This is a genomic window from Enterococcus sp. AZ128 (assembly GCF_051714485.1).
GTDB lineage: Bacteria > Bacillota > Bacilli > Lactobacillales > Enterococcaceae > Enterococcus_A.
Map to the genome: position 1 here is coordinate 1,652,038 of NZ_JBIORZ010000001.1, position 17,238 is coordinate 1,669,275.

Sequence of the window (17,238 nt, forward strand, 5' to 3'; positions counted from 1 at the left end):
TAAATCGGATACTTTATGACAGATATCCTTTTTCTTACTAAAAGTAGTATATCACGGTCGCATTTTCTTCGCTACTCTTCTGCTTACACTTGTAAACTATTTAAAAGTTACGACTGTAGCACCGCTGCCACCTTGATTTGCTGGTGCAAATTCAAAGCTTTGCACATTACGATTATTCTTAAGATAATCTGTAATTCCTTTGCGTAAAGCACCTGTTCCTTTTCCATGAATGATTCGTACTTGAGCAAAATTTGCTAAAAGAGCCGCATCAATATATTGATCTACCTCAGAAAGCGCCTCTTCGTATCGTTTCCCTCGTAAATCTAATTCTGGCTTCACTCGGGCACTCGCTCCTCGCTGAACACCTGTGACCACGCGTTGTTTTGGTTCGTCTATTGGTGTTGTCAGCGTCAAGTCAGCTTCAGCAACAGTCATCTTTAAAATACCTAGTTGTACTTGCCACTCGTTGTCACCGACCTTCTGGATTAAAGTTCCTCGTTGTCCGTAAGTTTCTACGATAACCTCATCATTGGGCTTGAACTGCTTTTTAGCTTTAGCCTTCTGTAGAACTTTATTTTTTTTCAGATGTTCGTCTTGTTTTAAATCAGCTAATTGCGTTTTTGCATCAATCAATTGGTGTTCTTTTACATTACCTTGACCATCCAATTGCATTTTGCGAATATCTTTAATAATCTTTTCAGCATTTTCTTCTGCTTCATTGACTATCTTATTGGCCTCTTTACGCGCTTTGTCCATCTCTTTTTCGCGTTCATCGAAGAAATAAGTATATGCATTTTTTAAATCACGATATAATTTCTCCGACTCATCCACATAATGACGAATCTCTAAATACTCTGTCTCTGTAGCTTTACGCTGATTTTCTAAATCTGAGATCATTTCATTCAAATCTTGACTTTCTTCATCAATGATTTGTTTAGCTCCCTCAATGACCATTGGATCTAAGCCAAGTCGACGAGAAATTTCGAAGGCATTACTACGTCCTGGCACACCAATCAACAATCGATAAGTAGGACTCAAAGTATCTACATCAAATTCCATACTTGCATTAATTGTATTGGATCGATTATAGCCGTAAATTTTCAACTCTGGATAGTGGGTTGTCGCCATTACGTAAGAGGATTTTGCTCCTACTGCATCTAAAATAGCGATTGCTAGTGCCGCTCCTTCTTGCGGGTCTGTCCCCGCTCCCAATTCATCAAATAGAACTAAACTATGTTCGTCGATTTTATCTAATATCGAAACGATGTTTGTCATATGAGATGAAAATGTCGATAAACTTTGCTCAATAGATTGTTCGTCACCAATGTCGGCGAAAACTTCTGCAAAGATACCCATTTCACTTTCCTCGGCCACAGGTAAAGGTAATCCAGCTTGTCCCATTAGTTGTAAAAGTCCGAGTGTTTTTAAGGAAATTGTTTTACCCCCTGTATTTGGTCCTGTAATAACAACTGCCTGAAAATCCTGACCTATCATAATATCATTTGCGACAGCTTTCTCTTGGTCCAATAATGGATGACGTGCTTGTTTGAAGAATACATGATTCTCTTGATTTACCGCGGGTACAATTGCTTTCAAAGCTTTTGCAAAATGAGCTTTAGCGTTCATCAAATCAAAACGACCTAGAACATATGCATTATGCAGAATGTCTTTACGCGGAGCAACCAATTCAGCAGATAACTCAGCTAGTATACGTTCAATCTCCGTTCGTTCAGCGATTTGTTGTTGACGTAAACGATTATTTAACTCGACAATTTGTTTTGGTTCCATAAACAAAGTCTGACCAGAAGCGCTTTGATCATGAACTACTCCACCAAAAATCCCACGATACTCTTGTTTTACAGGAATGACGTAACGGTCATTTCTCATAGTAATCAAACTATCACTTAAATACTTTGCGTTTTTCCCGCGAATCAATCCGTCCAATTGTTCACGAATTGTCTGTTCACTTCGTCGAATTTGGCTACGAATGGTACGTAAATCTGGCGAAGCTTCATCCCGCACACGTCCATCTTCTTCTACGGAGCGTCGTAATTTCCCACTTAACTCCGGTAATGTCGTTAATTGCTCTTCCCAAAAGTAGATACGTAAAAATTCTAATTCACTGTCCTTTAAATCATCAATAAAACGAACCAGCTCACTGGTCGTTGACAAAACCCTAGAGACCTCTGCCAGTTCCAACCCGTTTAGATTTGCACCGATCTCAATTCGTTTCATATGCGGCTTAATATTATTTAACTTAGGGATTGGTAATCCTCCACGTAAACGTTGGACTTTCATCCCGTCCTCTGTTTCATCCAGCCAAGCTTGAACAGTCTCTTTGTCACTAGAAGGAGCTAGTTGGCGAATTTCTTCTTCTCCTTGTTCAGTTGTTAAATAGTGTAGAATCATTTTCTTTACTTGTTCAAACTCTAATGTTTTTAGAATACGCTCATTCATTTTTTCACCTTCTATACATAAATAAACCGAAACCTGTCAAACAGCGTCCCGGTTTTTACTTTATCCAATAATTTTTGTTATCCATAAATTTTCAAACTGAGAACTTAAAAACAAGGAATGCTCAATCATAAAACGAGCATACCAACTACCCTCTAACTGATTTTGAATCAATGCCATTGGCACGAAACTAACAAGCTTCAAAATCAAAAAAATAAACACATAACAAACGAACAATTGTAAGACTCCAGCAACAATCCCATCATATTGAGGAATGATCACCTTAAACAACAAGTCTTTGAAGAAAATTGCGATTAAGTGTGTCAAAAGCCAACCTACTATCAATATCATAACAAATGCTACACCTGCATAAAATGCTTTGTCTAAATTGAACGCTTGTTCTACAGAATAATAGACCATCTTTGAATTGCTCGTAACAGACGGATACGGAACGAATAAGTCCAAGTGAGAACCTAATTGTTGATAAAACATTTGTGCAACAATAAATGATAGTAAATATCCAATTGAAAATACTATCTGATAGGCTGCCCCTCGTCGATAACCAACATAAAAAGATAGCAGTAATGCAAATAAAATTACCAATGTTAACATAGTATCCCTCACTTATTTATTTGCTGCTCTTTTTTGAATCTCACGTTTTCGGTTCTCATTAACAATTTGCTGCGCTTCTACATGATTTCGAATCGGAACATTTTCTTTTCCGTTCTTTCGCATGATTTCCTTAGCTTCAGCCTCAATTGCCTCAATCTTTTTAATTCGATTTTCCAATTCTAAATTATGAGCAGCTTGCCCGTCAAGTGTGTATTGTTGCTTTTCTAATTTCATTAAGGCTTCTTGCTTTTTTAGTTGATCCGAGACTGCATTGATTGCCAACAACATCGTAGCTTTTTCTTGCGTAATCTCAGGTGATAACGACATGATCTCATTCAACTGTTCATTGACTAAAGCAGTAACCATATCCATATGTTGCTTGGATTCTTGTCCAATGATAGTATAAGTCTGACCGGCAACGATTGCCTTATAGCGATTTTGCGCCATATCGATCAACCTTTCTAATACGATTTTTTATTGTTTCAGTTTCAAAAATACTAATTTATTATATGCTAAAACCTTTCATATGTACAACTTTCATCAATTAAAAGCCAATTAATTTAAAGAAAAGAGAAAAAAATATGAGTTCTACTGTCTTAAAGCTATCAAAATCGGAAATACTAAAACTAAAAAAGTACTACTCTAATTATTTATCAAGTAAAAAAGTACCCTACAGTGAGTTTTCTGCAAAAAAAAATGGTATAAACATCACTGCTTACACTTCGGGAAAAGTTTTATTTCAAGGAAATAACGCTGAAAAAGAAGCTGCACGTTGGGGGAATACTGAAGCCTCTACTACAAAAAAAGACAGTACTTTACCCGTTAATTTCGCATCACTATCCGTTCTTGGTAGTGATGAAGTTGGTAACGGTAGCTATTTTGGTCCTTTGTGTGTCTGTGCAGCATATGCTGATAAGAAAGACCTCTCCGCATTGAAACAACTTGGTGTGAAAGATTCAAAAATGCTCACTGACGACCAAATTCGCAGAATGGCAATAGCGATCAAGGAATTGATACCCTATAAATTACTAGTCGTAAATCCAGAAAAATATAATGAAATCCAGCCAAAATACAACGCTGTCCGTATGAAAGTCGCTCTACATAACCAGGCGATTCGCGTATTACTAAAGCAACTTGCACCAACGAAACCCGATGCGATTTTAATTGATCAATTTACTACGGAAGCAAATTACATGAAATACGTTAAACAAGAAACAGAACGTGTCGATCAAAAAATTTATTTCGCCACTAAAGGAGAACAGTATCATCTTTCTGTAGCAGCAGCCTCAATTATCAGCAGAGCGAGTTTCCTTGAAGAATTAGATAAAGCATCAATAGAAATTGGGACAAAAGTTCCTTCTGGCGCCGGAAAGCCATCAGATGAATTAGCCGCTGAGCTATTACGTCAAGGAGGTTTGAATCTGTTACGAAAATATGCCAAACTTCATTTTGCGAATACAAAAAAAGCACAAAAAATGATCTAACAAACAAATACCTCAGTAGAATGCTTATTCGCTCTACTGAGGTATCTGTTTATACTTCTGTTCCTGCTAAGAAAACTTGCTGAACATTACGTAACGCTTCGATATCTTTAGACACATCACCTTCAACAACTAGTATATCTGCTTGTAAACCAGCTTTTAATTCTCCGGTTACATCTGACAAATCAAAAACCCTCGCTGGATTTTGAGTGGCCGTTTGAATTGCTTCAATCGGTGTTAATCCATAACGCACCATTAATTCTAATTCCTCCACGATAGGAACACTTGGTGCTTCTAGCATAACCATGTCCGTCCCTGCTAAAATAGTTACACCTTCATCATAAATTGCTTTAAAATTTTGCGAATAGGCTTGGACAGAACTTTCAAAAAAGTCTAAATGATGAGAATATGTTTCAGTCGATTGGTTGGAATGATCAATTCCGACTTCTTGTACTTTTTGATTGTACTCAGCTAAAAAATGATATGCGTACATTGTTGGTGTCCACGACTGTTGAGCTTTTGCCATTTGTTTCCCTTGTTCTACTGTTAAAAAATTGCCATGTTCGATTGTATCAAAACCTGCGTCTATACACATTTGAATACCCGGTTGAGTCCCTGAATGTACTACGCATTTCATTCCAAGACGGTGAGTCTCCGCCACCCCAACATCCAATTCCTCTTGAGTAAATTCACAAATATCATCACGATTAGTGGTTAACAACTTAATCCAATCTGCACCATCTTTTTTCTGACGGCGAATTGTATGGCAAATATTTTCGGCGCCATCCACTTCTTCTATCCCATCTTCATGACCATGACCACCAGTAATACAAATACCGCGATCAGTATGCAAAATTCTAGGTGCCTTAACAAATCCTTTCTCTGAGGCTAATCTCAGTGTCTCTAAAAGAAATTGTGGTCCGCAACAATCACGAATAGTCGTCACTCCTTTAGCAAGACATTTTTCCGCTTGCTTTTGAGCATAGTAAGCAATCATAAAATCATTGTAGCGATGCAAGTCTGGTTGTGTCCAATAGTACCCAAGATGAATATGAGCATCCATTAATCCTGGTAAAATCGTTCCTGCACCATAATCACGAACCTCCGCTTGCGGAAATTCGGCTAACAATTGAGCCGCCTCACCCACCGCTAAAATTTTATCCGCAGCGTAAATGACGCCACCATTTTCAATTACAGTTTTTCCGTCACCAGTAATAACTTTTTGAGCCTTTAGTAAAATCATCTTTCTCTTCCCTTCTGCTAGTTCATAGAAACGTTTTCATTCATAAGTTAAGTGTATCAAAAGAACCGACAAATTTGTTGTTTAATTTTGCCGGTTTAATAAATCGTACTTTATTCTTTTTCGTGATAATAGGCGGGCAATTGAAAGCCAAACTCAGCTTCAAATAATTGACCGATCTGCAATAATAAATCCTCTCGTCCCCGTGCCGCCATAAATTGAATCCCTAAAGGCAACCCTTTTTTGGTCAAATGAGTCGGCAAACTGATCGCCGGTTGCCCAGTTAGATTTGCCAACATTGTATAAGGAGTGACTTGCAAACTTTTTTCAAACATTCGCTCAATCAAACTGCTCAATTCAGCTTCGGACAAACTTGCCGATGCTTCTAACGCATCACGGATTTCATCACTTTGCATATCGTCCGTTAATTTGGGCGCAGTCGCTGCAGTGGTTGGAGTTAGCAAAAGATCGTAGTTTACAAATAATTCTTCCATTCTTAACGCTGCGTGATCCCAAAGACTCAGTGCATTGATAAAATGACTGGCTGGAATTTTTTTCCCATATTGATAGATTCCCCAAGTTGTCAATTCCATATCATTTTTTTCTAATGGTCGACCCAAACCCTGTTCCATCCCGACAAACATTGCATCTGTTTCGGCTCCATTCATTAAATAATAGCTCTCATACAATTTCCGTCCGTCAAGCGGATAAGAGATCACTTCGACTTGATGGCCTTGAGCCACTAAGAAATCATGCGCCTGCTCTACCGCACCGGCGGCTTCGGGAGAAATTTTTGAATCAACTGGTGAATCGATTATTACTGCTATTTTTAATCTTTTTTTCTGAGCGGCCTGAAAATGTTTCCACTCAGTCTGAGGTGCTTGATAAGGAGCGCTGCTAGCGATTCCTCGCATACCATAAAAAAGCTTTTCGGTATCACGCATAGAAACTGTTAAAGCAAAATCGATCGCGGCTCCTTGCCAGCCACGCCAACCGCTGGGACCAACAGGCATCGCACCACGTGTTGGCTTCAGACCAATCAATCCGCTAAAAGAGGCTGGGATGCGGATCGAACCACCGCCATCACTTGCTCCGGCGATCGGTACGATTCCAGCTGCAACTGCACTCGCTGCTCCGCCGCTGGAGCCGCCCGAATAATAATCAAGATTCCAAGGGTTTTTAGCTGGGCCGTAAATTTTAGCATCCGTGATATTTTTAAAGCCAAACTCGGGGCTGTTTGTTTGAGCGAAAGGAATCAAACCATTCGCGATCAATTGCTTCGTAAAATTACTTGTATGACCAGCCCGATGTTCCATCAATAATTTTGATCCTGAAGTACTCAACCAGTCCTTTTTTTCTTGTCCCAACATTTTTAACGGGATCGGTAAACCAGCGAATGGTCGCTCAAAAATATCACTTTGGCGTTGGTATTCTTCCACCGCATCATAATCCATCATCGTAACAAAAGCATTTAACATGGGATTTTGTTTGCGAGCCTTTTCCTCAAATAATTCTAGCAGCTCACGAAAACTAATTTCCTTATTCTGTAATTTTTCTGCCCAATATAAGCCGTCTTTCATCACTAACACCCCTTCCAACTTTATGCTTTATTATCACAAAAATCATGAGTTAATACTAGTTAAATAGGTAGGATCGGTTGAAGGTGGTTATTTTGAAGAGCAGAAAAAATTTTATTATCATATGTATGGTATTTTTCTAATAATCTAAAACAGATCTGGTAACCAACAGCTAGCTCAGTTTTAAGTAAGTTTTTTTCGTACGCATATTATCCAACTATCCATCTTGAACGATGCCAGTGATAAATGTCTATACATCCTTCATACTTTGAGTAACTGCGAAAAATTGAACTAGCAAAAAGCCTGACAAGCTGATCATTGATCTACTTATCAAGCCATGACAAAACTTAGACTATCCACATTTTCTCAAAACATCCTGCTCCGGGATGTGGGCGTAAGAACAGCCTCTATTTTCTACGAAAATATCGTAAGAATGATACGTATTCTGAGTAAAACGAGCAGAATTCGTATGCTCGATCACACCAGTAAATATATTATCCGCAACTCTAAATTGTACACTGTCGTTCAATGAAAATTTCGAAGGAGGCAAATGTCCCATAGCTTACACATCCAATCTATTTTGTATTCTTATTAATCATTTTATCAATTCTTTTTAATTGCTGAATTGTAATATTAATCGCAACAAAGAACCCATCAAAAATTTCTAGTAAAATGAGTTTAGGATAACAAACTACTAGGAGTGATTTTGATGGGTTCACACAAAAAGCTTACACGAGATAATCGAAAATGTATAGAGACGATGATTTATGATGCCAAGAGTATTCAAGAAATAGCGGACAGAATTGGTGTTAGCCGAACAACGATTGATCGTGAGTTGAAACGAGTACCCGAAGATTTGATCTATAATGCCGACAATGCGCAATTAGATGCGGAAATGAAGCGCAGTGCCTGTGGTGCGAAGTCCAAATGGACTTCTGAATTCGCTTATCAGATTGAATGTGATCTTGAAGACAGCTGGTCCCCTGAACAAATTGCGAATGATCGTCAAATAGTTTCATTCAAAACCATTTACAATTGGCTCTATGCCGGTATTCTTAATGTGTCTAAACAGTGTCTGAGACATAAAGGCAGAAGACAAGAAAAACAAGAAGAGGCACGAGGCAAAATGACTGTAGGGCATACCATTGATGAACGCCCAGCTTCTGTGTCAACTCGAGAAGAATTTGGACATTGGGAGTTGGACACAGTTGTTTCTAGCAGAGGGGAAAGCAAAGCCTGCGAAGCAACGTTTATTGAACGGAAAACACGCTTTTATTGGGCGATCTCAATGAGGGATCGTACCGCGAAGTCAATGGCACAAGCGATTAAAGCTTTTGTGCAAGACCTAGGGAGTCACAAGGCATTTTTAAGCTTTACGGTCGACCGTGGGAAAGAGTTTTCTTGCTGGAAAGAAATTGAGAAAGATTTAGACGTACCTATGTATTTTTGTGATCCATACTCCCCATGGCAACGCGGATCTAACGAAAATGGGAATGGTTTATTTAGAGAATTCTTCCCTAAGGGAACTGATTTTTCAAAGGTACCCCCTACGGAGAAACAGGAAGCATTACGCAAGATAAATATGCGTCCTAAAAAAACATTGAACTGGAAAAATTGTTGGGAAGTCTTTCAAGAAGAAATGTTGCAATTAATTTGACAATTCAGCAATTAATTTAATATTTTACCCAAAATAGTTTAGAAATCAAGAAAAAAGGATCCAAATCAGTTTTTATCATTCATTTCTCTATTTTTGGTACAGAATTTCAGCTTTGCAAAAAGTAATGAATGAAAAAGCTGTTGAAAAATAGAATGCTGAGAACTAACTCAAATTTCAAAATATTGCCAGTCTCCTTAAGGAATAGATTAAACTGAAAAAAATGAAGGTTGTGATCGTTCTCAAAAGGAGCGTCTTCAAAATACGTTGAACATTGATTTCTTGCTTTTGAATGCGAATGATGATCAAACACAAGAAATGAGTGAGTAAAAAGAGCAACGCAAAGCTCAGCAGACCAGATGATAAAAATAATAATTTGAAGGCCTTGCCGATTTCTTCAATGATCAACAAGCCGGTAGGTAAGACCTTTGAAACAGGAAAGTATCTTATAAGTTTTTTTAGCCTTTTCTAGTAAAAATAAATAAGAAACCGACCGAAACAAATATCATGCCAAACAATAAACTGCTTCTCGTAGTGAAAAATATCTGAATAATCAAATCAAGAAATGCTTTGAGCCAATTATCGCCTAAGTGACGATAGTAAGTTTTTTAACTTTCGAATAAATATAAGAGCGTTGAAAGTAAAAACAATACTTTATTAGTATTTTCATCAGCAAGAGCTACATATATATCGTCAGAACTCCTTTGATATTTACTAATCTTATAAACGCTGCTGGTACGTGATTTACTAACATTTTTTCATTTAGTCATAATACGATTACGAGATAATCACCCAAACGGCTTTAGATGCTTTAAATCGTAAACTTCATACAAAAAAACTACTACAATTCAGATATGTTGTTTGAACTGTAGTAGTTTTACTGATATTTTTTTTGAAAGAAGTCTTCCAAACGATGTTGGATATGACCAATGCCAATACATAATAGCCAGTAAATCAATGCCACCAAAATGTACATTGATAAATAGTCAAAGGTTCGGCCGCCAATGATCTTCGCCTTTTGAAAAATATCTGGTACAGTAATCATCGCTGCTAAAGATGATCCTTTCACTAGGTCCATCGCCACATTGCTTAATGCGGGGATCGAAATTCGTAAGGCTTGCGGTAAAATGATATAACGCATCGTAGGAATGAAACGATTTCCCAAGGCATAGGCCGCATCCCGCTGACCGGCACTGATTCCAGCGATTGATCCCCGATAAATCTCACCAATAAATGCACTACTGGTCAAACTAAAACATATTACTGCGGCGACCACAGCATTCAACTGATAAGGCAATCCAAAATATAATAGAAACAGTAACACTAATGCCGGTGTCCCTCTTAAAAAGGATAAATAAAAACGAGCAAACAGTTTTACCGATCGCAATGGGACAAAATTCAGGAGCATTATGATCACTCCCAACAAGTTTCCCAGAAAGAAAGCTGAGAAACTGATGCTTAATGTATAACCTAACCCGCTCAATAAAAATGGCAACGAATCAAACATTAGGGATAAATCGATCATTGGAATATACATTACTCTGCCGAGACCGTTTCCGTTACTTTTTGTTTTGGCTCGACTGAAACATCCGTACCAAAATATTGTTCTGAGATTTTCTTCAATATGCCTTTGTCCTGTAATTTTTTCAGTGCCTGATCGATTTTCTCTTTCAACTTTTGATTCTTCTTATCGAAAAGAAAGCCTGTGGAATTCGCGTTGAAATAGACATCTTCCAAAATCTTTACGGGAATATCGGGGAGTGCTGCTACCGACATTTTTTGTAGATAATAATCATTCAGAATGACATCTGTTCGACCATTAGCAACATCTGTCAAATACTGATCATTGGTTGCATTGTCGTAAGTCACCGCTTTGGCTCCGTATTTTTCCGCCAGCTTCATATAACTAGTATTAGGTTCGCCAGCCGCTTTTTTCCCTTTTAGATCTTTCAATGAATGAATACCTGAATCATTACTTTTCCTAACGATCATGCTGTCAAAGGAATACTTAATTGGAAATGAAAGAGTAAACTTCTTGCTGCGTTCTTTGGACATCCCAAAATCATTAGCTGCAAAATCAGCCTCACCGCGATTGACCGCAGTTACCTGTCCATCCACATTGTATTCTTTAAAGTTAATTTTCAATCCTAACTCCTTCGCGACTGCTTTGGCGACATCCAAGTCATAACCAACTAATTTATTTTCATCATTGTAATAAGACGAAGGAAACAGCGTCCCAGAGGTCGCAACTGTTAGCATCTCCTTATCCTCTACTTTTTCCCAACTATTATCCTTGCTTGTCTCACTATTTCCGCAGGCTGTCAAAAATAAACTTATTGCGATAAGTACTATACCCGTCCACCATTTTTTCGTCATTGCCACACCCATCCTATTCATCAATTATTAGTAATCACTTTTCTCTTTTATAGCATATAAAAAACAAAAGAGACTAACAAGTTGCTCATGACGAGATAGGAACTCTTTGTTACAACAGCTACTTATTCAGTACATGTGTCATACAACAATCTATTTTATAACACTCTGCACTTAGAGTATCAAAACAGTTACACTCAAGAAATCTATGCGACCGTTACCAGAATAGATTAGTTATTACGCTTAAACAGTTGCTTCAGTTTCTCTCAGATGAAATGCTTTTTGGGTTATTTCTGATCCGCCAGTTTGTAAAAATGTTCAGTGAAACAATCACAAGACTGCCGCTAACCAGAATGGCTTTGCCTAAAAAGACATGACCATCTCCATAATCTGGAAACATGACATACTTACTGATAACGAATAGTGCTACTATCAGCAACAAAGAAATCCCAATACTCATAATTGAAAATTGTCGATTTCTTACCTGAGTTTGTCCTTCAAGTATCTTTTTTTGTTCCCGTTCCAGTGTCATTGTTTTGAATATCAACTCATCCGTTTCGCTAGAATGGATCAAATAGTCCGTCGTAACATCAAAAAAATTTGCTAATTTAGCAAGTTTATCTAACTCAGGTGTTGCTTGACCCGATTCCCATTTAGAAACTGATTGCCGTGACACACTTAACTGCTCCCCTAGTTCATCTTGTGACATCCCTCGTGATTTTCTTAGTTGTAAGATTTTTTTGGCTAAATCCATATTATCTCCTCCTTCTAACTAATTTTGAGTATAACAAGAGCGTTAAAACATGCCTATATAACAGAGGTGGAAATATGTCACCTAGTGGTTTACATTGTTGTCAAATCAGCATTTTCCAGGAAATGAAAAGACAGTTTCACAAACTTTCCGACTACCTTTTGGGTATTCATTTATAAACGGATAACAGGACTAATTTGAGTTATTAATCTATTCATTCATCTTTTTCTATAGGTATCGATTCTCACGCAAAGTAATTTTCTTAATACTCTATACCGTCTGAGTACTGGCAAGCTACATCACCATCACCAATTCTCTTTTAAAGAAATCGCACGCCGGGAGTACCATCAAGCTGACATCCACCTGATTAGATCATTTACACCGAAAACCTAGAGCCATTCGAGATCCTCCTCAGATTGGACAGCTTTCACCTAAATAGGGAGAGCAAACTGACTAGCGATAAATTCAACATCCTTCGGATCCAGCTTTTATTTTGATGAACCATAGACTGCTCATCATTTATTCACTGACTGATAAGATTGAACGGTCGGCAGCTTATGTTTTCTTGCATCGCTGAGTACTTATTTATCCAGAGGTGACTTGGTTCTATTCAGGTTCATCTATTTTATTTTTGACTTTCTTATTGTTACGATCATTTCATTTCTGATGGATAAGTTGCAAAAAATTAAAAAAAGAGAAAGCCTCTTCAATCAGGCCTCCTCTTTTTTTACTCTATTACTCTTCTTCGGTCATGAATGTATTGAAAACTTCCTCGATCATATCCCATTCTGCGTCGGTTTCGATTTGTTGTAATTCGCCTTCGCTGCCGTCTTCGTTTTCAACGTATGCGTAAGCTTGCAATTCAACATCCTCGTCTTCAGGCGCGCCTGCTGGATAAAGCAATACATAATTGCGATTAAATTCTTCTTGCCCGTCGATGGTCAAAAGAATTTCGTAGAGGGTTTCGTTTCCTTCATCATCTACTAAAGTAATCACTTCATGTTCGTGGTCATGCTCGTGATCGTGGTCATGTGTGTGCTCGTGTGCCATTCTTTTTCCTCTTTTCTAAAGTTTGTTGCCAGTACGGTCAAGATAATTTTGTAAAATCATTACCGCCGCAAGCTTATCAATAACTTTTTTTCTTTTCGAACGTGAAACGTCCGCTTGTTCGACTAACATCCGTTCGGCTTGTACTGTAGTCAGCCGTTCATCTTGAAAATCGACTGGTAAATCAAAGAGTTCCTTGATTTTATCAGCATATTCCATAGAAGCTTCTGCCCGCGGACCGATCGAATTGTTCATATTTTTAGGAAGTCCTACTACAAACTTAGTGACTTTGTATTCTTTGACAAGCTCGCCTAAGCGTGCAAAACCAAACTCCCCATTTTCTTCATCGATTCGGATGATCTCGACTCCTTGAGCCGTCCAACCGAATGGATCACTTACTGCGATTCCGACAGTTTTTGAGCCGACATCTAATCCCATCACTCTCATCGAATATCAATACCATGATCTTTCAAATAGTATTTTACCAAAACTTCCATGACTTCATCGCGTTCGTGACGACGAATCAAGTTTCGTGCATCTTGATAACGAGGAATATACGCAGGATCTCCTGATAATAAGTAGCCGACGATTTGGTTGATCGGGTTGTACCCTTTTTCAGCTAAAGCATTGTAGACAATCGTCAGTGTTTCACTAATTTCTTTCTTACGATTATCATCAAAATCAAAACGGACTGTTTCATCTGTGTATCCCATTTTCTCACACCTCTCCTTGGAATTATCAACAATTATATTCTACTAAAAGAAGACAGAACTTACAAATTTTGCAAGTTGCCAAACTCTTGGCTTTAGAAAATCTTCCAAATTATTATAACATTCTTTTCACTTACATATGGTTTTTTCCAAGCATCTTTTTTTCTTTTAAGGATAAGGCTCGTTATACTGAATTGATAAGACAAGTTCAATGAAGAGAACCACGAGTCTTAATAAAAAAGGAGGTTCCACTGTGTTAAATAAATTAATGAAATTTTTTGCCTGTATTATTGGAGTAGAATTAATTGGTTCCATATCAGGTTTTTTTGCTGGAGATATTCCCGCCGTCTACGCTCAGCTAAACAAACCGTTTCTAGCTCCACCTGGAAGCGTCGTTGGTACTATTTGGATCATTCTCTATGCCTTGATAGGATTAGCTCTATTTTTAGTGATTGATAGTAAAAAGACAAAAAATAAGAAACATTCTTACCTTCTTTTCGGAATCCAGCTGACCCTTAACTTTATTTGGAGTATTATTTTCTTCGGCGGATCACACTTCTGGATTGCTTCATTCATCAGCTTATTCTTATTAATTACTATTATTTTTAGTATTCGTGAATTTAGCAAGATTTCTTCTAGCGCTGCTTTCTGCTTCAGCCCGTATTTACTCTGGATTATTTACGCAACATATCTTTCGTTTGGTTTAGCGATTTTAAATTAAGTCGATAAGAACGGCATCAGAATGTAATTCTAATGCCGTTTTTTATTTATCCAAATGGTTTATTAATATCATTGTTTCGTCTACTCCGTAATCTCCATTCCCATACATCAATTGAAATTCTTCTGCTAAAAACGCATTCATTTTCTTATCGGTTCGTTTGAAGCCGGCTCTTTCATAGGATTTGACGGCACGTGTGTTTTTCTTTGCAGGAGCTATCAGTAAAAGTCTGATATTCAACTCTTTCTTCAAATAATTACTCAAGGCATAAAGCGCATCATTGCCAAAACCCTTTCCACAACTTGCTTCGTCCTTCATCCAGATATCCAACTCTGCCAAGGAAGACTTTAAGTGGAAAGCTGAATAACTAATAAATCCGACAGCTTCTTGATTACTCATGATTAAGAATCCCTGACCTTTTTCTGGATGAGCACCGGTGAAATAGTACTCTTCATAATATTCATCACAAAATTCTTGATACGTAGCAATTGCTATGTCAGGATAATCTGGTGGACCACTATGCGATTTGGTTGTTTCTGAATGAAAACACCACTCATAAATTTTTTGACGTTCTGTTAATCTTACAGGGAGTAGATTAATTTTATTTCCTTTGATCATTACGTATCCATCCCCTTTTACAATTGTTATCATTTCCCTTATTATACGTCACCCTTTGATAAATCGTTATCGTGATTTGACCTAGATTAAACAGAATTGCTATACTTTTAAAAATAGAAACTATTGATAGAAAGGAGCGTCTTTTGAAGACAACAGTTGAAATTATTGCGCAAACTGAAGAAGAACTTGCCAATTTTAAGGTTCACGAAGTAACCACTTCTCTCCAAAATGTTCTTTCCATTCTTAATAAAGAAAAACTTTTTTTAGTCGGCGAAGAAAATGGGAAGCATTATAAGTTGCCGTTTTCAGAAATTCTCTATATTGAAGTTGTCGATAAAAAGAGTTTTATTTACACACAGGATATGGTTTGTCAAAGTGCTGAAAAACTCTATCAACTTGAAGAAAAATTGTTCCCGCATAAATTTATTCGTATTGGGAAGTCAATGTTGCTGAATATCGAATCTATTCGAGCAGTTTCTCCAACTTTGAGCGGACGTTTTGAAGCCACCTTAGTAAATGACGAACGAGTCGCGGTATCAAGAAAATATGTCCCTGATTTAAAAAAAGGTCTAGGAATGAGGAAACGAATATGAGACTAGTAAACTATCTAAAAAGTGTTTTCCGATTATCCTCCATGATCTTCACCTTGTTAGCCTTCATAAATTTATTGATCGATAAACAAACACTATTCGAAATCATTGAATATATGATGGTTGTTTCGGTAATATCCGGACTTCTGAGATTTATCATTGAGGATGATGAAACCTATTCCAACCCCCGAATCGTTCTAAACCAATTAATCTATATCGGGCTGATATTACTGCAAATTATTATTGGTGATGTTTGGTATGGTTGGGACCTTGGTATTGTAGGGTTAATGAAAAATTTTGGCCTTACACTATTAATTTATGCCTTCATCAAATTTTTTATTTATAGTAATGATAAAAAAGAAGCTGCTGAAATCAATGAACTTATCCAACAAAAAAAAGATACAAACGAAAGAGAAGCAGATTGATCTGTTTCTCTTTTGTCTTTATTGAGCAACGACGATTAGCCGCTTACTTTGTTTGTCATATGGACTTCTATCGTAATCACCGTAAATTTGAATCTTCTTAAAACCAACTTTTGTCAACAGTCGGTGATATTCTTCATCCAAAATGATTTTATAAACGATATCGTATTGGTTGTTTTCCATTCGTTCAGGTGAATGGTACAAATCTAAAACATGGATTGTTTGGAATTCGTCATTCTGCTCTTTGACAAAGATCCGTGAAAAATCCATTCGATTCACTATGACCTCAATTGGCGGCAAAGACAAATTATGATGTGTCGTTCCTTGTGTCAGTATCAGCATCCCGTCTTTATTGAGTCTGCCCTTCATTGATTTCAGCGCAGTAACTAAATCCTGCTCCGTATGCATGTGCGGTAAAGCCGTCGTCAAGCAGACGATGGCGTCAAATTTTTCTTTATGCACTTCCTCTAAATATCTAAAATCACACTGAGTCAAAGGGATTTCTTTGCCTCTTTCGGACAAGTTTCTCTCAGCAACCTCCAGCATAGCCTTTGAGTAATCCGATCCTGTTACCTCTAAGTCCATTTCCGATAACATATATAAATGTTGGCCTGTACCACAGGCACAATCCAACACACTCTTAAATTTATTTTCTGAGAATACCTGTTGAAAAAAAGCTGCTTCAGCACCTAAGTATTCTTCAATTCTGCCAAACTCATCATAGTCATAAGCAAATGATTGATATCTATCTTCCATCTCTCTCACCTCACTAATATTGAATCTATTATAGCAAAAATAACCTAGCAAATAAGCATTGTCACCAAGATAAGCAAGCGAGGACACTGCCAATGTTCACCTTAGATGGAGTTAACGACCACTTAGATAAATTCCATTGTTTCGGCAAAAAAAGTTGATTATAGTGGGATTATCAAGAAGAACAACAGTTATGAATAATGTATAGATTGATTATTTTAAATTAGAAGAATTCAAT

19 protein-coding genes are annotated in these 17,238 nt (G+C 37.5%); 5 read left to right on the top strand and 14 right to left on the bottom strand.

The genetic code is table 11. From position 1 onward, the window contains the following. Nucleotides 1-96: 96 nt before the first annotated feature. Genes IGI38_RS08095 through zapA form a run of 3 tightly spaced genes read right to left on the bottom strand, consistent with a single transcriptional unit; the run spans nt 97 to nt 3,513 of the window. On the bottom strand, nt 97-2,457 hold the full coding sequence (locus IGI38_RS08095; protein ID WP_438728660.1) for an endonuclease MutS2: 2,361 nt from the start codon (nt 2,455-2,457) through the stop codon (nt 97-99). Nucleotides 2,458-2,517: 60 nt separating this feature from the next. After that, nucleotides 2,518-3,066, bottom strand: a complete 549-nt coding sequence (locus tag IGI38_RS08100; protein ID WP_438728662.1) for a CvpA family protein — start codon at nt 3,064-3,066, stop codon at nt 2,518-2,520. Nucleotides 3,067-3,078: 12 nt separating this feature from the next. Continuing rightward, nucleotides 3,079-3,513 (bottom strand): cell division protein ZapA, encoded by a 435-nt coding sequence (zapA, locus tag IGI38_RS08105; protein WP_207106703.1) that lies wholly within the window; start codon nt 3,511-3,513, stop codon nt 3,079-3,081. A 134-nt stretch (nt 3,514-3,647) separates the two neighbouring features. On the opposite strand from zapA, the gene rnhC reads away from it, so the two are divergent. Next, entirely contained in the window at nt 3,648-4,550 is a 903-nt protein-coding gene (gene rnhC / locus IGI38_RS08110; protein ID WP_438728664.1) for a ribonuclease HIII, read from the top strand. Between the two features lie 49 nt (nt 4,551-4,599). Here the strand turns inward: rnhC and IGI38_RS08115 are convergent, their stop codons facing one another. The 3 genes from IGI38_RS08115 to IGI38_RS08125 all read right to left on the bottom strand — a co-directional run bounded on the left by IGI38_RS08115 (nt 4,600) and on the right by IGI38_RS08125 (nt 7,923). Further along, nucleotides 4,600-5,790 carry an amidohydrolase family protein gene (locus tag IGI38_RS08115; RefSeq protein WP_438728666.1) on the bottom strand — a complete coding sequence of 397 codons (1,191 nt, stop codon included), beginning with the start codon at nt 5,788-5,790 and terminating at the stop codon, nt 4,600-4,602. A 110-nt stretch (nt 5,791-5,900) separates the two neighbouring features. Continuing rightward, nucleotides 5,901-7,367: an amidase gene (locus IGI38_RS08120; RefSeq protein WP_438728668.1), complete on the bottom strand. Its 1,467-nt coding sequence runs from the start codon at nt 7,365-7,367 to the stop codon at nt 5,901-5,903. A gap of 349 nt (nt 7,368-7,716) precedes the next feature. Then, on the bottom strand, nt 7,717-7,923 hold the full coding sequence (locus tag IGI38_RS08125; protein ID WP_438728670.1) for a hypothetical protein: 207 nt from the start codon (nt 7,921-7,923) through the stop codon (nt 7,717-7,719). Between the two features lie 150 nt (nt 7,924-8,073). Between IGI38_RS08125 and IGI38_RS08130 the strand changes: the two genes are divergently transcribed. Further along, nucleotides 8,074-9,021 (top strand): IS30 family transposase, encoded by a 948-nt coding sequence (locus IGI38_RS08130; protein WP_438725454.1) that lies wholly within the window; start codon nt 8,074-8,076, stop codon nt 9,019-9,021. Nucleotides 9,022-9,895: 874 nt separating this feature from the next. Here IGI38_RS08130 and IGI38_RS08135 read toward each other — a convergent pair. The 6 genes from IGI38_RS08135 to IGI38_RS08160 all read right to left on the bottom strand — a co-directional run bounded on the left by IGI38_RS08135 (nt 9,896) and on the right by IGI38_RS08160 (nt 13,902). Continuing rightward, nucleotides 9,896-10,555 carry an amino acid ABC transporter permease gene (locus IGI38_RS08135; RefSeq protein WP_438728672.1) on the bottom strand — a complete coding sequence of 220 codons (660 nt, stop codon included), beginning with the start codon at nt 10,553-10,555 and terminating at the stop codon, nt 9,896-9,898. After that, complete coding sequence (locus IGI38_RS08140) at nt 10,555-11,394, bottom strand: transporter substrate-binding domain-containing protein (protein WP_438728674.1); 840 nt, start codon at nt 11,392-11,394, stop codon at nt 10,555-10,557. Before IGI38_RS08140 ends, IGI38_RS08135 begins: the two co-directional genes overlap by 1 nt. A gap of 253 nt (nt 11,395-11,647) precedes the next feature. After that, nucleotides 11,648-12,145 (bottom strand): helix-turn-helix domain-containing protein, encoded by a 498-nt coding sequence (locus IGI38_RS08145; protein ID WP_438728676.1) that lies wholly within the window; start codon nt 12,143-12,145, stop codon nt 11,648-11,650. Nucleotides 12,146-12,877: 732 nt separating this feature from the next. Continuing rightward, nucleotides 12,878-13,192 (bottom strand): DUF1292 domain-containing protein, encoded by a 315-nt coding sequence (locus IGI38_RS08150; RefSeq protein ID WP_438728678.1) that lies wholly within the window; start codon nt 13,190-13,192, stop codon nt 12,878-12,880. 15 nt (nt 13,193-13,207) lie between these two features. Next, nucleotides 13,208-13,636, bottom strand: coding sequence for a Holliday junction resolvase RuvX (gene ruvX / locus IGI38_RS08155; RefSeq protein WP_438728680.1), 429 nt, complete (start codon nt 13,634-13,636; stop codon nt 13,208-13,210). Further along, entirely contained in the window at nt 13,633-13,902 is a 270-nt protein-coding gene (locus tag IGI38_RS08160) for an IreB family regulatory phosphoprotein (protein WP_010739601.1), read from the bottom strand. Before IGI38_RS08160 ends, ruvX begins: the two co-directional genes overlap by 4 nt. 265 nt (nt 13,903-14,167) lie before the next feature. On the opposite strand from IGI38_RS08160, the gene IGI38_RS08165 reads away from it, so the two are divergent. Next, the gene (locus IGI38_RS08165; RefSeq protein ID WP_438730364.1) at nt 14,168-14,620 is read left to right on the top strand and encodes a TspO/MBR family protein; all 453 of its coding nucleotides are present in this window, start codon (nt 14,168-14,170) and stop codon (nt 14,618-14,620) included. Between the two features lie 42 nt (nt 14,621-14,662). Here the strand turns inward: IGI38_RS08165 and IGI38_RS08170 are convergent, their stop codons facing one another. Beyond that, nucleotides 14,663-15,268 carry a GNAT family N-acetyltransferase gene (locus IGI38_RS08170; protein WP_438728682.1) on the bottom strand — a complete coding sequence of 202 codons (606 nt, stop codon included), beginning with the start codon at nt 15,266-15,268 and terminating at the stop codon, nt 14,663-14,665. A 110-nt stretch (nt 15,269-15,378) separates the two neighbouring features. Between IGI38_RS08170 and IGI38_RS08175 the strand changes: the two genes are divergently transcribed. Both IGI38_RS08175 and IGI38_RS08180 read left to right on the top strand, forming a co-directional pair. After that, a complete protein-coding gene (locus tag IGI38_RS08175) occupies nt 15,379-15,828 on the top strand; it encodes a LytTR family DNA-binding domain-containing protein (RefSeq protein ID WP_438728684.1) in 450 nt (149 codons plus the stop codon). Beyond that, nucleotides 15,825-16,250, top strand: coding sequence for a DUF3021 family protein (locus IGI38_RS08180; protein ID WP_438728686.1), 426 nt, complete (start codon nt 15,825-15,827; stop codon nt 16,248-16,250). The genes IGI38_RS08175 and IGI38_RS08180 overlap by 4 nt, the downstream gene beginning before the upstream one ends. 18 nt (nt 16,251-16,268) lie before the next feature. On the opposite strand, the gene IGI38_RS08185 is transcribed toward IGI38_RS08180, so the two are convergent. Beyond that, a complete protein-coding gene (locus tag IGI38_RS08185) occupies nt 16,269-17,003 on the bottom strand; it encodes a class I SAM-dependent methyltransferase (protein WP_438728688.1) in 735 nt (244 codons plus the stop codon). Nucleotides 17,004-17,238 lie beyond the last annotated feature (235 nt).

Excerpts from the sequence above, each read along its gene's own strand:
- IGI38_RS08130 (WP_438725454.1), top strand. The coding sequence starts at position 8,074 with ATGGGTTCACACAAAAAGCTTACACGAGATAATCGAAAATGTATAGAG.
- IGI38_RS08185 (WP_438728688.1), bottom strand. The coding sequence starts at position 17,003 with ATGGAAGATAGATATCAATCATTTGCTTATGACTATGATGAGTTTGGC.
- zapA (WP_207106703.1), bottom strand. The coding sequence starts at position 3,513 with ATGGCGCAAAATCGCTATAAGGCAATCGTTGCCGGTCAGACTTATACT.
- IGI38_RS08165 (WP_438730364.1), top strand. The coding sequence starts at position 14,168 with ATGAAATTTTTTGCCTGTATTATTGGAGTAGAATTAATTGGTTCCATA.
- IGI38_RS08150 (WP_438728678.1), bottom strand. The coding sequence starts at position 13,192 with ATGGCACACGAGCACACACATGACCACGATCACGAGCATGACCACGAA.
- IGI38_RS08120 (WP_438728668.1), bottom strand. The coding sequence starts at position 7,367 with ATGAAAGACGGCTTATATTGGGCAGAAAAATTACAGAATAAGGAAATT.
- IGI38_RS08145 (WP_438728676.1), bottom strand. The coding sequence starts at position 12,145 with ATGGATTTAGCCAAAAAAATCTTACAACTAAGAAAATCACGAGGGATG.
- IGI38_RS08100 (WP_438728662.1), bottom strand. The coding sequence starts at position 3,066 with ATGTTAACATTGGTAATTTTATTTGCATTACTGCTATCTTTTTATGTT.
- IGI38_RS08115 (WP_438728666.1), bottom strand. The coding sequence starts at position 5,790 with ATGATTTTACTAAAGGCTCAAAAAGTTATTACTGGTGACGGAAAAACT.
- IGI38_RS08140 (WP_438728674.1), bottom strand. The coding sequence starts at position 11,394 with ATGACGAAAAAATGGTGGACGGGTATAGTACTTATCGCAATAAGTTTA.
- ruvX (WP_438728680.1), bottom strand. The coding sequence starts at position 13,636 with ATGAGAGTGATGGGATTAGATGTCGGCTCAAAAACTGTCGGAATCGCA.
- IGI38_RS08180 (WP_438728686.1), top strand. The coding sequence starts at position 15,825 with ATGAGACTAGTAAACTATCTAAAAAGTGTTTTCCGATTATCCTCCATG.
- IGI38_RS08135 (WP_438728672.1), bottom strand. The coding sequence starts at position 10,555 with ATGTATATTCCAATGATCGATTTATCCCTAATGTTTGATTCGTTGCCA.
- IGI38_RS08170 (WP_438728682.1), bottom strand. The coding sequence starts at position 15,268 with ATGATAACAATTGTAAAAGGGGATGGATACGTAATGATCAAAGGAAAT.
- rnhC (WP_438728664.1), top strand. The coding sequence starts at position 3,648 with ATGAGTTCTACTGTCTTAAAGCTATCAAAATCGGAAATACTAAAACTA.
- IGI38_RS08095 (WP_438728660.1), bottom strand. The coding sequence starts at position 2,457 with ATGAATGAGCGTATTCTAAAAACATTAGAGTTTGAACAAGTAAAGAAA.
- IGI38_RS08125 (WP_438728670.1), bottom strand. The coding sequence starts at position 7,923 with ATGGGACATTTGCCTCCTTCGAAATTTTCATTGAACGACAGTGTACAA.
- IGI38_RS08160 (WP_010739601.1), bottom strand. The coding sequence starts at position 13,902 with ATGGGATACACAGATGAAACAGTCCGTTTTGATTTTGATGATAATCGT.